General features: G+C 69.1%; 8 protein-coding genes. 6 read left to right on the forward strand and 2 right to left on the reverse strand.

The genetic code is table 11. From position 1 onward, the window contains the following. The first annotated feature begins 42 nt into the window (after positions 1-42). From fae to DDQ41_RS05935, 6 genes are all read left to right on the forward strand, one after another. Positions 43-540, forward strand: a complete 498-nt coding sequence (fae, locus tag DDQ41_RS05910; RefSeq protein WP_109293529.1) for a formaldehyde-activating enzyme — start codon at positions 43-45, stop codon at positions 538-540. Between the two features lie 7 nt (positions 541-547). Then, positions 548-1,660, forward strand: a complete 1,113-nt coding sequence (locus DDQ41_RS05915; RefSeq protein ID WP_109293530.1) for a mandelate racemase/muconate lactonizing enzyme family protein — start codon at positions 548-550, stop codon at positions 1,658-1,660. A 188-nt stretch (positions 1,661-1,848) separates the two neighbouring features. Next, entirely contained in the window at positions 1,849-3,372 is a 1,524-nt protein-coding gene (locus DDQ41_RS05920; RefSeq protein ID WP_109293531.1) for an aldehyde dehydrogenase, read from the forward strand. Between the two features lie 4 nt (positions 3,373-3,376). Further along, positions 3,377-4,306: an NAD(P)-dependent oxidoreductase gene (locus DDQ41_RS05925; RefSeq protein ID WP_109293532.1), complete on the forward strand. Its 930-nt coding sequence runs from the start codon at positions 3,377-3,379 to the stop codon at positions 4,304-4,306. Further along, positions 4,303-5,463, forward strand: a complete 1,161-nt coding sequence (locus DDQ41_RS05930) for an iron-containing alcohol dehydrogenase family protein (RefSeq protein WP_109293533.1) — start codon at positions 4,303-4,305, stop codon at positions 5,461-5,463. Before DDQ41_RS05925 ends, DDQ41_RS05930 begins: the two co-directional genes overlap by 4 nt. A gap of 325 nt (positions 5,464-5,788) precedes the next feature. Continuing rightward, positions 5,789-7,273 (forward strand): NAD-dependent succinate-semialdehyde dehydrogenase, encoded by a 1,485-nt coding sequence (locus DDQ41_RS05935; protein WP_109293534.1) that lies wholly within the window; start codon positions 5,789-5,791, stop codon positions 7,271-7,273. Positions 7,274-9,127: 1,854 nt separating this feature from the next. Here the strand turns inward: DDQ41_RS05935 and DDQ41_RS05955 are convergent. Together DDQ41_RS05955 and DDQ41_RS05960 are read right to left on the reverse strand one after the other, a co-directional pair. Then, the gene (locus DDQ41_RS05955) at positions 9,128-9,844 is read right to left on the reverse strand and encodes a hypothetical protein (protein WP_109293538.1); all 717 of its coding nucleotides are present in this window, start codon (positions 9,842-9,844) and stop codon (positions 9,128-9,130) included. 84 nt (positions 9,845-9,928) lie between these two features. Next, a complete protein-coding gene (locus DDQ41_RS05960) occupies positions 9,929-13,603 on the reverse strand; it encodes a golvesin C-terminal-like domain-containing protein (RefSeq protein ID WP_262508369.1) in 3,675 nt (1,224 codons plus the stop codon). Between the last annotated feature and the right edge of the window lie 206 nt (positions 13,604-13,809).

A 13,809-nucleotide genomic window follows, 5' to 3' on the forward strand; every position in this document is an offset into this window, starting at 1 on the left:
CGCCCGCCGCGCCCACCCCACCAGCCCGAAAGGCACCCCCTCATGCAGATCGGAGAGAGCTTCGTCGGCTCCGGCCCCAACGCCGCGCACATCAACACCGTGCTCGGCGAGCGGGAAGGTCCGGCGGGCTCCGCCTGGGCGACCGCGCTGGCCACACCCAGCCGCGGCCACGCCCCGTTCGTCGCGGTCCTCGCCCCCAGCCTGCCCGTGAAGCCGATGACGCTGTTCGTCAACAAGGCCGCCGTCGACGACGACCGGCACGGCGAACTGACCTGGGGCCCGGCACAGGCGGGGGTCGCGGCCGGGGTCGCGGACGCCGTCGCCGACGGAGTCGTCCCGGCCTGGCAGATCGACGACCTGGTCCTCATCGCCGCCGTGTGGGTCAACCCGGCGGCCGGCGATCCCGACGAGGTCTACCGCAACAACCGGAAGGCCACCCGTGAGGCGCTTGCCAACGGCGCCTCCAAAGCCCCTGCCCTGGACGACGTGCTCGCCGCCAGGACCCGCCCGACCAATCCCTTCTTCACCGCGCCGGAGTGACCGCAGCATGAAGATCACCGCAATTCGGCTGGCCCGCATGCGGCTCCCCCTGGAACCCGCGTTCGCCGCCGCCTGGGACCCGGTCCCCCGGACCTTCTTCGACGCCACCCTGGTGACCGTGGAAACCGACGAGGGAATCGTCGGATACGGCTCCGGCGACACCATGGACGGCTTCGAGGCCTTCGAGCACCTCTTCCTCGGCAAGGACCCGCTGCAGATCCTCAGCCATGTCCGCACCATCGAGACCATCAACTTCCACGCCGGGCGCTACTGGCCGCTGGAGGCGGCCCTGTGGGACATCGTCGGCAAGGCGTGCGACCTGCCCGTCGCCACTCTCTTCGGCGCGGCGAGCGACCGGCTTCCCGCCTACGCCTCCTTCGGTGAACTCAAGGAACCGAAGGCCCGCGCCGACGCGGCGGTGGCCGCGGCGGAGCGCGGATTCCGCGCCATGAAGATCCGCGTCGCCCGCGACCGGCTCGACGAGGGCATCGCCGCCGTGCAGGCCGCCCGGGAGGCCGTCGGCGACGACATCGACATCATGGTCGACCTCAACCAGATGTGGCGCATGAGCGGCGACATCGACCCCGCCCTCGACCTGGCCTCGGTCCGCTCGGTCGCGGCCCGGCTGAAGGAGCTGGGCGTGCTGTGGCTGGAAGAGCCGCTGCCACAGGCCGACATCCGCGGGGCTCGCTCCGTGCGGGACGCCACCGGGCTGCGGATCGCCGGTGGCGAAATGGTGCGCAGCCTGCCCGAGTTGGTGCAGCTCGTGGAGGAGGACGCGTTCGACGTCTACCAGCCCGACGTGGTGCTGGCCGTGGGCATGTACCGAGCCCGGTTCGTCGCCGAGCTGGCTCAGTTGCGCCACCGCTGGTTCACCCCGCACACCTGGAGCAACGGCCTCGGTCTGCTGGCCAACCTGCACGTCGTCGCCGGCGTCGGCGGCGGGCCCTACGTCGAGTATCCGTACGACCCGCCGGGCTGGACCCCCGAACGGCGCGACTTCTTCCTCGCCGAACCGGTGGAGGTCGACCGCGACGGGTTTCTGCACGTCCCCCGGTCCCCCGGCCTGGGCGCGGCGATCGACCACGACGCCGTCGCACGGCTGCGCCGGACCGGCTGACCGCCCGCCCCGGCACCCGCACGCACAGCACCACCCGCACCCGCACCCGCACCCGCACCCGCACCCGCACCCGCACCCGCACACAGCACCACGCACCACGCACCACGCACCACGCACCACGCACCATCCACAGCACCACCCGCACCCACGCACAGCACCACCCGTACCCGCGCACCTGGAGTGACGCCATGGCCGTGGACGACGGCACCTGGCGGAAGCGCGCTTCCGCCCTCACCCCGCACACCGGTCTCTTCATCGACGGGGCCTTCCGCCCCGCCCGCTCGGGAGAGACCTTCCCCACCGTCAGTCCCCGCGACGGCTCGGTCCTCGCCCTGGTCTCCGCGGCCGGGGAGGAGGACGTCGACGATGCCGTACGCGCCGCCCGAACCGCCTTCCAGGACGGCCGCTGGTCGCAGGCCGACCCCCGGCACCGCAAGCAGGTGCTGCTGCGGCTGGCGGAACTGATCCGCGAGAACCTGGACGAACTGGCACTGCTGGAGGCGCTGGACTCGGGCAAGCCCATCTCCGACACCCTCGCCGTGGACGTGCCCAAGTGCGCGGACTGCATCCAGTGGTACGCCGAGGCGGTCGACAAGACCTACGACGAGATCGCGCCCGCCCCGCGCAGCGCGCTCGCCCTGGTCACCCGGGAGCCACTCGGCGTCGTCGCGGCGGTCGTACCGTGGAACTACCCCCTGCTCATCACCTCCTGGAAGATCGCGCCCGCCTTGGCCATGGGCAACAGCGTGATCCTCAAGCCCGCCGAGCAGTCCTCCCTCTCCGCCCTGAAACTGGCGGAACTCGCCGCCGAGGCCGGCCTCCCGCCCGGCGTGCTCAACGTCGTGCCCGGCCACGGTCCCGTCGCCGGACGGGCGCTCGGCCTGCACCACGACGTGGACAAGATCGCCTTCACCGGGTCCACCGCCGTCGGCCGGGCCTTCCTCGGCTACAGCGCCGCCAGCAACGGCAAGCAGGTCGCCCTGGAACTGGGCGGCAAGTCACCCCAGCTGGTCCTCGCCGACGCGGCCGACCTCAAGGCCGCGGCGAGCGCCGTCGCCTGGGGGATCTTCTACAACGCGGGGCAGACCTGCAACGCCGGTTCCCGGCTGCTGGTCGACGAGCGGGTCCACGACGAACTGCTCCACGAGGTCGTCTCCGTCACCCGCGCCCTGCGCCTGGGCGACCCGCTCGACCCCGCCACGCAGATCGGCCCGCTGGTGGACGCGGCCCAGCGGGACCGGGTGCTCGACTACCTGGACGTCGCCGCGCACGAGGGCGCCCGCACCGTGCTCGGCGGGCAGGCCGCCCTCCCCGGCAGCGGCGGCTTCTACGTGGAGCCCACCGTCCTCGACGGCGTGGACAACGGGGGCCGGATCGGCCAGCAGGAGATCTTCGGCCCCGTGCTGGCGACCATCCCGTTCCGCGGCGTCGAGGAAGGTGTACGGCTCGCCAACGACAGCCGCTACGGCCTGGCCGCGAGCGTGTGGACCCGCGACGTGTCCACCGCGCACCGGGTCGCCCGCGCGCTGCGGGCCGGCACCGTGTGGGTCAACACCTTCGACGCGAGCGACGTCATCACCCCCTTCGGGGGCTTCAAGGACACCGGGGCGGGCCGCGACAAGTCGCTCCACGCACTGGACGCCTACTCGGCACTCAAGACCACCTGGCTGGACCTGGGAACAGCACCGCTCGCCCGCGGTACAGAGGAGTAAGAACATGCGCATCGGATTCATCGGCCTGGGCAACATGGGCGGCCCCATGTCCCTCAACCTGCTGGCGGCAGGCCACACGCTGACCGTGTACGACGTCCGCAAGGAGGCCGCGGCCGAGCAGGTGGCCCAAGGCGCGCGCCTGGCCTCCACGATCGCCGAGGTCGCCGGGAACAGCGACACCGTGATCACCATGCTGCCCACCCCCCGCCACGTCGAGCAGGTGCTGCTGGGCGACGGCGGCCTGCTGGCCGCCATGGCGGAGGGGAGCACCTGGATCGACATGTCCACCTCCGTGCCCGCCGTCGCCGACCGCGTCCGGGCGCAGGCCGAACCGCTCGGCATACGGGTGCTGGACGCCCCCGTCTCCGGGATGGCCAAGGGCGCCCGGTCGGGCATGCTGCAGATCTTCGTGGGCGGCGACGGCGAGGACGTCGCCCGCCAGCGGCCGGCCCTGGAGGCCATGGGGGACCCCGAGCGGATCCTGCACGTCGGCCCGCACGGAGCGGGCTACGCCGTCAAACTCATGATCAACCTGCTCTGGTTCTGCCACCTCGTGGCGACCTCCGAGGTGCTGGCCGTCGGCACCAAGGCCGGAGTGGACCTGGAAGTCCTGCACCGCTCCCTCGTCGCCAGCCCCGCCACGTCCAACTTCCTGCAGAGCGACGTGCTCTCCGTCCTCCACCACGGCGACTACGACGAGTCCTTCGCCATGTCCCTGGCCTGCAAGGACCTCGGCCTCGCCGTCGACCTCGCCCGCGAGGTCGGGGTGCCGGTGGAACTCAGCGCCCTGGTCGAGCAGGTCTACCGGCGAGGCAGGGCCGCATACGGCGACCTCGCCGGAGAGATGATCCCGATGAAGCTGTACGAGGACGTGGCCGGCCTCGAACTGCGCCTGCCCACCTCGCAGTCCGCCGCGCGGGAGGTGCACCCGTGACCACCCACACGCACACCCGTGCCTGCGACCTCACACTGAGCCTGCCGCCCACCGGCTGGCTGGAGTTCGGCGCCGGCGCCCTGCGACGGCTGCCCGCGACCGTGCTCCGCACCGGCCACCGGCGGGTCTTCGTGGTGACGGACCCCGGTCTGCGGACCACCGGACTGGTCGACCTCGTCGTTCGGACACTGACCGGGGCCGGCATCGACTGCGACGTCCACGACGCCATCCCGCCGAACCCGTCCACCGGGGCGGTCGACACCGCCGCCGCGCAGGCCCGGGAGTTCGGCGAGGCCGCCGTGGTGGCCCTCGGCGGCGGATCCGCCCTCGACGCGGCCAAGGGCGTGGCCCTGCTGGCCGTCAACCCCGGCAGCGCCGCCGAGTTCGACTACCGCGTGGAGCCGCAGCGCCCCGGACTGCCGCTGATCGCGATCCCGACCACCGCCGGCACCGGCGCGGAGACCAACGGCTTCGGCGTGATCGAGGACAAGGCGCGGCACCGCAAGGTCTACATCGGCCACGACACCGTGAAACCGGTGGCCAGCATCCTCGACCCGGAACTGACCGTGGGCCTGCCGCCGTCGGCGACCGCCGCGACCGGCATGGACGCCCTGGTGCACGGCATCGAGTCGCTCGCCTCCCGCGGCGCCAACCCCGTCTCCCGCGGTTACGCCGCACAAGCGGTCGGCGTCGTGAGCCGATGGCTGCCCGCCGCGGTCGAGGACGGCACGGACCTGGAGGCCCGCTCTCAACTGCTGCTCGGCGCCCACCTGGCCGGGCTCGCCCTGAGTATCAGCGGACTCGGGCTGGTGCACGGCGTGGCCCACGCCGTCACCGCGCGGGTCGGCGCACCGCACGGCCTGGCCCTCTCCGCCGTACTGCCCGAGGTGATGGCCTGGTGCGCTCCGCAGGCCGGGGACGCCCTCGCCCGCGTCGCCCGCGAGATGGGCGCCGGGCAGGACCCCGCCTCGGCGGTCGACGCCTGCCGGAAGCTCGCCGAGCAGGTCGGCGCCCGCCGCCCGCTGTCCGCGTACGGCGTCACCGCCGACATGGTCGAGGACCTGGCCAGGACGGCTCTGGAAGACGCCGTCACCGGCAACAGCCCCCGCCGGCCCACCGAGGACGACATCGCCGGGCTGATCACCTCCTGTCTGTGACCCGCCGACCGGCGTACGGGGCCCGCGCGCGGTCCGCGGCCCCCGGACCGGGGCCCCGCACCGGCTCGGACGCCGCGGCCCGCCCCGGTACCGCCGCACCCGGGGCGGGACCCGGTACCGCCTTGCCCGCGACCGGACCCGGTACCGCCGCACCCGCGGCCCGCCCCGATTCCGCCTTCCCCACGACCGGACCCGGTACCGCCGCACCCGCGGCCCGCCCCGATTCCGCCTTCCCCACGACCGGACCCCCGTCGAGGCACCGGCTCCCACGACGGGGCGGGCGCATCACCGCCCCCCACCGACTTCTCCGAGGAGAGACTCCCCCATGACCGTGGCCCACCCCCCAGCCACCGACCCCGTGCAGGCCGAAGTCCTCGCCCGCGTACCCGGCCGGCTGCTCATCGGCGGCGTCTGGCGCGACGCCGAGGACGGCCGCCGCTTCCCCGTCGAGGACCCGTCCACCGGCACCGTGCTCCGGGAAGCCGCCGACGCCTCCCCGGCGGACGGCCGCGCGGCCCTGGACGCGGCCGCGGCGGCGCAGACCGCCTGGGCGGCCACGCCGCCCCGCGAACGCAGCGACATCCTGCGCCGGGCCTTCGACGCGGTGACCGAGCGCGCCGAGGAGTTCGCCCTGCTGATGACCCTGGAGATGGGCAAGCCACTCGCGGAGTCCCGGGCGGAGGTCGCCTACGGCGCCGAGTTCCTGCGCTGGTTCTCCGAGGAGGCCGTCCGGATCAGCGGCGGCTACCAGGTCGCCCCGAACGGAGCCACCCGGCTGCTCACCATGAAGCAGCCGGTCGGACCCTGCCTGCTCATCACGCCGTGGAACTTCCCGCTCGCCATGGGCACCCGCAAGATCGGCCCGGCCGTGGCGGCGGGCTGCACCATGGTGGTCAAGCCCGCGCCCCAGACGCCGCTGACGATGCTGGCACTTGCCGAGGTGCTCACCGAGGCGGGGCTGCCGGAAGGCGTCCTGAACGTCGTGACCACCACCTCCGCCGCCGAGGTCACCGGCCCGCTGATCGCCGACCCCCGCCTGCGCAAGCTCAGCTTCACCGGCTCCACCGCGGTCGGCCGCGCCCTGATCAGGCAGTCCGCGGACACGGTGCTGCGGGTGTCCATGGAACTCGGCGGCAACGACCCCTTCCTCGTCTTCGAGGACGCGGACCTCGACGCCGCCGTGAACGGGGCCCTGCTGGCCAAGATGCGGAACATGGGCGAAGCCTGCACGGCCGCCAACCGCTTCATCGTCCACGCCTCGCTCGCCGAGGAGTTCTCCCGCCGCCTCGCCGCACGCATGGCCTCCTTGACCGTGGGCCGCGGTACCGAGCCGGACGTGCAGGTGGGGCCGCTCATCGACGCCGCGGCCCGCACGAAGGTGGACACCCTCGTCCAGGACGCCGTGGCGCGGGGCGCCCGGCTGCTGACCGGCGGTCAACGGCTGCGCGAACAGGGCCACTTCTATGCGCCGACCGTGCTGGCCGACGTACCCGCCGGCGCCCGGGTGCTCACCGAGGAGATCTTCGGCCCGGTGGCCCCGATCACCACCTTCACCGAGGAGGCGGAAGCACTGCGGCTGGCCGACGACACCGACACGGGACTCGTGGCCTACGTCTTCACCCGCGACCTGTCCCGCGCCCTGCGGGTCTGCGAGAAGCTGGAGACGGGCATGGTCGGCGTCAACCAGGGCCTGGTCTCCAACCCCGCCGCTCCCTTCGGGGGAGTCAGGTCCAGTGGCCTCGGCCGCGAGGGCGGAGCGCAGGGCATCGACGAGTACCTGGAGACCAAGTACGTCGGCATCCAGCCCTGACGGCCGCGCAGCACCGGGCACCGGCGGGGAAGCGACACACCCGGCGGTGCCCGCGCCCGCCCGGCGGCACGCCGACACCATCCGGGCACTCCCCCATGACCGCTGGTACTGCACCGTCACACCACCCGTCACCGCTCCTGCTTGACAACGGCATCGGGAACACGTGATCGGCGATGTCTCCTATGTGCTCGCATTCATGGGTTCGCGGTGAAGGCGCGCCCGACGGGGTCCGGACGTTCGCGGCAGCTGGCGCGGTGCACCGGGACCCCCACCTCGCCGGGACCTTGGTACCGGGCCGTTTTCACTTCGGGCAGTTTGCGGGCTGGCCCCGGCAGGCTCAGTCGATGCTGCTCCCCACCTCGACCCGATGCGCGCGTCCCGCCCTGATCGCGACCCACAGTGTTCAGAAGCGATCCATGATCGAGAAGCCGACGTTTACGGGGTAGTGCTATTGCGCCCGACCTCACGACACCGAGGCGAGATGCCTGGCTTTAACCTGACATCGACGCTCCCAATCCCGTCCCCACGATCATAAGAACATGATCACGACAGGCCGCCAAGCCCCTCCTGCGGCCGCCCCGACCAGCAAAGTTGCAGGTCAGAACGTTTCTGCGTCACCACTGAGTGGTGGGGCGGGTGGGACTCGAACCCACGGCCGACGGATTATGAGTCCTTTGGGGATCTTGGCGGCCCTTGGTTCTCTACGCTGATTTTGGGCGTTCTCCCAGATCAGAGGGCATGACCTCTGACCGTTCCACGGAACCGTTGTCGGTCTGCTCCTGTCCTTGCGTCCTCAACGCGTCCTCAGCGCGTCTCCACAGGGCCACGCAGCCGGGCAAACAGACCATCGCCCCAGCTCCGAGCAGGACTCGAACTCTGCCGCAGCGGATTCGCTTTCCACTGCACGGGGCTCCGCCCCTCGACGTCGAGGGGCGGAGCCCGGTGACTTGTCAGCGACCAGTTGGATTCCCCACTGGCGGCTACTTCGTGTACGCAGGGTGAAGTCATCCTTGGCTGCGCTCACCCCACCACGGCGGGATCGGAGGCGGGTCGCTGAGCTTGCGGGCTGGGCGCTTCGGCATCGGCGACTCCCCATCGCCCGCACCTGGGCGATGGCACCGGCGATCAGGGAGCCGGCTCCCTTGACGGTGCCGGCCGAGACCTTGCGCAGTCGAGAGGCGACGATCAGCGAGGGCCGCGAGCGGGATGGAGGCGGTCACCATCTGGAAGTGCAGGCCTTCGACCTTGAGGCGTCCGTGCTCAGCGCCCCTGCGTGGCGGCCCCGTGGACCTGCTCCCTCTCCGAGTCGATGTCCAAGCATGACGACCTGGTCGCAGATCGGAAGCAGGTCGCAGTACCCGGCCAGGTTGCACGTGGAGACCCGTGCGGCTGAATCCAGTTGGCGTGCGTGTCCACAGCTGAACGCGCACAGGAGGCTACCCAGCGTGAACGGTACCCACAGCCCGGTGAACGCCTTCGCCACCGCACCGTGCCGCAGCATACCCATGTCGTCGCCGCTGTCCGCACTGCCCGCGACCAGGGGCTCGACCTTCGCGTCCGGCGCGGCCTCGGCGCCGTTGCCCGCCCTGGCCAGTCGCACCTTCTTCCCGCACCAGTTCCGGCAGGACGCACCGCTCGGCCTAGCGGACCGCCGCGGCCACCCCCCCCATGAGCGAGCGGGTTCTGATCATCGAATCCGGCGAATACCGCCGCACGACTATGGGGGAATTTCACTTACGAGGTGCCTTGCTGGTTGGTGCCGATGGAAGCATGAGGACTCTTGCTTCCCAGCTCAGCGGGCACCTCCCTGCGTCAGCCCAGCCCCACCTCGATCACCGATCGATGGATCAATGCTTAGTGGTCCCAGTCTAAGGTGAAATAGGTCGTACTGGCTGACCATTTGATGACGAAGTCGTGTGCGGCACGGATTTCCTCCAGGGGTGCCTGCGCTACGCCGTTCGTGCGCTCGCAGTACCAGTCATTGTCATGGCATTCCGGAACCGGAGTCCGCTCCACAAGGGTCTTCTTAACCCTGTCGTCCCACTCGACCCGCTCGCCAGCGACTGTGAGTTCTGGATAGACGAGGTTACTTCCATCCTTGTTTTTACCACTTTCCTGATAGTACATCAGGGCGTACACCAAGGAGCCGGGCGACTTCTCGTCGCCGGTGTTACGATCCCCTACTGCAGCCGCTCCATCGTCGATACTCTTGAGCACATCCGAAATCACCCCGTTTGCCCCGTAGTAGAAGTGCTTCGTCCGGTGACACTCCATGCGGTGCTCGCTCTTCTCGGTCTTTACATCTCCCTCGTTTCCTTTCATGCACATGTCGCTGGTCGTCGTCGAGTAAAGCTTCAGCCTTGTGGCCCCGCGCGCGAATGCGCTCTCGGTGCGCTTCAGACTCCGGTCTGCTGCCGCTCGCGCCTCCGCTGCTTCGGTGGAGCGTGCAGATTCCTGGAGCTCGTCCTCTTCGGCTCCAGAATCCGCCAGTAGGTAGGTAACTGGGACGAGGGCTGCCAGGACGACAAGGATCGCCAGTTCCTTCCCGCCGAACCGGGGTTTGCTGGTCATGCGGTGACTCTCCTGAGCTGAGTAACGGGGGGCCCGGGAGCACCCGGCCCCCCGCGCGTCTGCGGAACGGTGTGGTTGCGTCCGTTACAGCACGCCCTCCAGTGCATCCGCGTACAGACGCGCACCACTGATCTTGGGGTGGAAGGACTGAGCCGAGACCGGAACGCCGACGTCGGATTCGGTCATCTCCAGGACTATCCCATGGACCGTTTCGGGGTCACCACAGATCGCCTTGCCTTTGAAATCGTTTGTCGGATCAGCAAAGGTGGCTCCCGCCGAAGCAGCCGCCTTATCCATCTGCCTGTTGAGCAAATTTCCCATGGAGTTCATCCAGGATCCTTCTGCCTGATCGATGGTCGGCACGCAACTGCCGTTGTCCGACATCAGTGGCGGGTACCCCATCAAAACGATCTTGGCGTTGGGTGCCTTCGCTTTGATGGCCTTCAGGCTATTCACGATCCGCGGCGTCACGTGGTCGACGATGACGTCCTCGGCGATGTCTGCCATCGGCCGGAAGTCATCCTTGAATGCCGCGGTCAGCTCCGGGTCGTTGGCATCCTCGACCTTGAAGTGGTGTGTCATGCAGGAACCCTGTCCCGCTCCCTTGAAGCATGCCTGGACGATGTCGGCGAACTGGGCGTCGTTTCCACCGATTGAGATCGTGACCAGGGTGGTGTTCTCGTCCAGGTAACCCTTGTCGATCTGCGGCAACTCGCCGTTCTGGGAGGTCCGGGTGATGTTGTACGACCTGGCGCCGGAGCAGGCGATCAGGTGGTAGTCCATGTTGGCGTTGCGGCTGTCTGCCAGAGCACCGATGGAGCTGCTGGATCCAGGCAGCGCCGCCTGTCGGGACCACGTGTGCCTGGAACGGTGACAGGCGTTCTTGGTCTTGTCGTCGTCCCCGTAGTAGTTCGTCTCCTTGTAGTAGCCGCTCTCGTCGGAGGCCGAGGCACCCTCACCGGAAGAGTAGGAGTCGCCCATGGCCACGATGAAGTTCTTCGGCTTGCCCGGCAGCTTCTGGAAGGCGACCGCGTCCCAGGCGATGTCCTCGTCGCCCGTTCCGTCGGCGGTGATCGTGGACAGCGAGACCTTGGGAGTGCCGGCGAACTGGAAGACGCCCAGGTCCACCCAGCGGTTCTCCCTCGTGCGCTGGAGTGCCACGCGGTGCTTGATGCCGTTGCCGGTGTCGATGAGGTACTTGGCCTGACGGGTGTGCGCCCCATGGTCGGGCATGTGGACCATGACCCTGGACCAGCCGTTGATCTCCTGGTTCAGCTGCCATGTGCCGGTGGCCTTGAGCCGCTGGCCCTTGGCGTCGTCTTTACGGGTGTGGCCGAAGTAGAAGTGGCCGCCGAAGCCCGCCCCGAGTTGATGGGTGTCGATCTTCGCGGGCCACCTCACATAGCAGACTGCGCATGCGGTTTCGCCGTCACCGAAGTCGAAGGTGAAGGTGCCCTGGTTGGTCCAGGAGTTGGCGCAGCCGGGTCTCACGGTAGGAGTGCCAGCCGGCACGTTGTCGACGACCAGGGCGCCGGCGGGCAGACCGCTGGTGGTGCAGCTGGGTGGGTAGGCGGTCCCGTCGGGCTCCTCGGCCCAGCTGACCGGGAAACGGGTGAAGTCGTTGCCGCAGGAGTAGTCGCAGTCGTCTTTCCACGTCACCGACTGGTTCCACCAGCACTTGTAGTCCGCGCGGGTACAGGGGCCGGTGCCGGTACCATTGTGGGCATCGTCTCCGATCTTGTCCGGATCGCAAGCGTTGGCTGCGGTACAGAAGGTGCCCTCGGCTGGCTTGACCCGCGCCCGGTTGTACTTGGCGGAACCTTCGAGCTTCGCGCTTCCCTCGGTGCCGTTCCACCACGCTGCCAGGAAGGCGGGCACCATCTTCCCCGGGGCCTCCAGGAAGGACGGTGGATGGGCGGCAAAGCCCAGCACCTTCTCCTGGTAGGGCCAGTCCTGCGGATGTGCGGCGTCCGAGGCTTCCTCATTGCCGAAGAAGTCTTCCATGAAGGGTGTACGTCCGGCGTCCCACTCAGGATTGGCAGGGTTGTTCGCCCAGCCCACGCCCCAGGGGCTGCCGTCGCCCTTGTTCGGGTAGAAGCCGGAGTTGTACGCCCACAGGGCGAACGTCCAGTTCTCCAGCTTGGCCGAGTTGCCGTTGTTGACCTTGAGGCCACCCTTGCGGGTCTCGTTCCACTTCGAAGCCAGGATCTGCATACCAGCGGCGACGTTGGCCGTGTAGTCGAGAGCCACTGCACGCTGCGTCTGGTACGGCCAGGCCGTACCGCCGTGCCCGTCTTCCTTGCCGGCCAGTCGCATGTGGTCGGTGACCTGCATGATGCCGTAACCGCAGTCGGCCTCGGTCCAGTCGATGTCCCAGTCGTTGGACGAGCGACCGTCGTAGTAGTCGATGCCGTAGTAGTTGCCGATCAGCGGGCTACTCGTGACACCTGGCACGGCGATGCGGGATGCCTGCCACATATTGGACTCTTGCGTAGTGACGCCGAGCATCACCTGCGCTGGGATCGATCCACCGCCCTCGAGAGCTGGGGCGGGAAACAGGCTCTGCGGTTGGTAGGCCGGCATACCCAGGTTCTTCCAATTCGCCGGTCGGCTGATATGCGCGTTCAGATTGTTGCGAATAGCCTGGTTCACAGCCCACTCCACCTGACGGGGCTTGGGCTGCATCGCCTGGTTGCGCGGATCGTTGCGCGGCACGGAGCAGACCCGCTCCGATTCCACGACCTCGTGGCGGTCCGCCGAAGACATAAGGGTGCCCGCTGTCTTCGGCCTCAATCCAGCACCGCCGGAAGAAGTCGACTTCGTCGATGCCTTGTCGACACCTCCCTTGGGCGCCGCGAGTGCCGGCGTGCGGTCTCTACCCTGCTTACTGTGAACGCTGGTGCGCCTGCTGGGGTCGACGGTGAACGTGGTCTCCTTGCCGCTGTTGACCACGGTCATTTCGACGTGCACCGGGCGGGACGCGTCTGGGTCATCGGCTCGCAGCAGTACTCCCTGGCCGTCGGCCCAGGCCGTCTCGGTCAGCACCGCTTCACCACGCGTGGAGACCTTGGCGTCCTTCGGTACTTTGGCGAGCTGCCGTACCGCCCTTGGCAGCTTCTTGCCCACGGCGGGCTTGGCTTTGCCAGTCAGGTAGACAGTGCCAGCGACCTGGGTAAGTCCTGTCTCCGTCAGCGGACCCGCAGCGAGCAGCGCAGCATCGACCTTCTTGCCGTTCGGCTTGGTGACCTGACCGGCCGTGATGCGCTTGGCCTGCGTCTGCTGCACCTGGGCATCAGCGGTGGCGGTCCCCTTCTTCGCTGTGAACGCCTGCTTGTCGAGGAAGACGATGCCTCCATCGGCATCGGGTGCCAGCCGATAGGGCACCGACTCGGTGTGGACCAGTGCGGTCTTCTGGCCCTTCGCATCGATCTTGACGATCCGGGCACCGTTTGCGCCCACCACCGAGTCGTCCTTGGCGATGACGGCCGATGTGACCTGGCCCTTGGTCTCGATCGGTGGCGACAGCTTGCCGGTTGCGACGTCCAGAATGAAGAGCCGAGTCGCCGCCTTGTCCTCGCCTCCGGCCTGGGTCAGCACGGCTTTCTCGGCAACCCCGCACCCGGGGTTGTAGTACGCGAGGGACGCCTGCAGCGGCAGCTTGGTGACCTTACCGGTCTCCAACTCGACGACCGCGGTGAACGCGCCGCGCGCCATCAGCTTCGGCTCGTTGGTGAACGTACGCGGTGCGTAGACGACCACCGCACGGTTTCCCGATGCTGTTACGCAGGCATTACCGATCCACGCGTCGGCCTCGAAGCCGGGCTCGGACAGAGATGCCGCGGTCTTCCAGCCGTAGCCTTCTCGCTTGTCAGCGACGAGGATGTGGAAACCCTGTGCGTCAGACGAAGTAGTCCACGCGCGATCGGCTGAGTCCTGCCATCCCGCGCCGAGCAGGCTCTGGCGCT

The organism is Streptomyces spongiicola, from assembly GCF_003122365.1.
Lineage (GTDB): Bacteria > Actinomycetota > Actinomycetes > Streptomycetales > Streptomycetaceae > Streptomyces > Streptomyces spongiicola.

Bases quoted from the DNA above. Each gene is read 5' to 3' on its own strand.
- fae (WP_109293529.1), top strand. From the start codon at position 43: ATGCAGATCGGAGAGAGCTTCGTCGGCTCCGGCCCCAACGCCGCGCAC.
- DDQ41_RS05915 (WP_109293530.1), top strand. From the start codon at position 548: ATGAAGATCACCGCAATTCGGCTGGCCCGCATGCGGCTCCCCCTGGAA.
- DDQ41_RS05920 (WP_109293531.1), top strand. From the start codon at position 1,849: ATGGCCGTGGACGACGGCACCTGGCGGAAGCGCGCTTCCGCCCTCACC.
- DDQ41_RS05925 (WP_109293532.1), top strand. From the start codon at position 3,377: ATGCGCATCGGATTCATCGGCCTGGGCAACATGGGCGGCCCCATGTCC.
- DDQ41_RS05935 (WP_109293534.1), top strand. From the start codon at position 5,789: ATGACCGTGGCCCACCCCCCAGCCACCGACCCCGTGCAGGCCGAAGTC.
- DDQ41_RS05955 (WP_109293538.1), bottom strand. From the start codon at position 9,844: ATGACCAGCAAACCCCGGTTCGGCGGGAAGGAACTGGCGATCCTTGTC.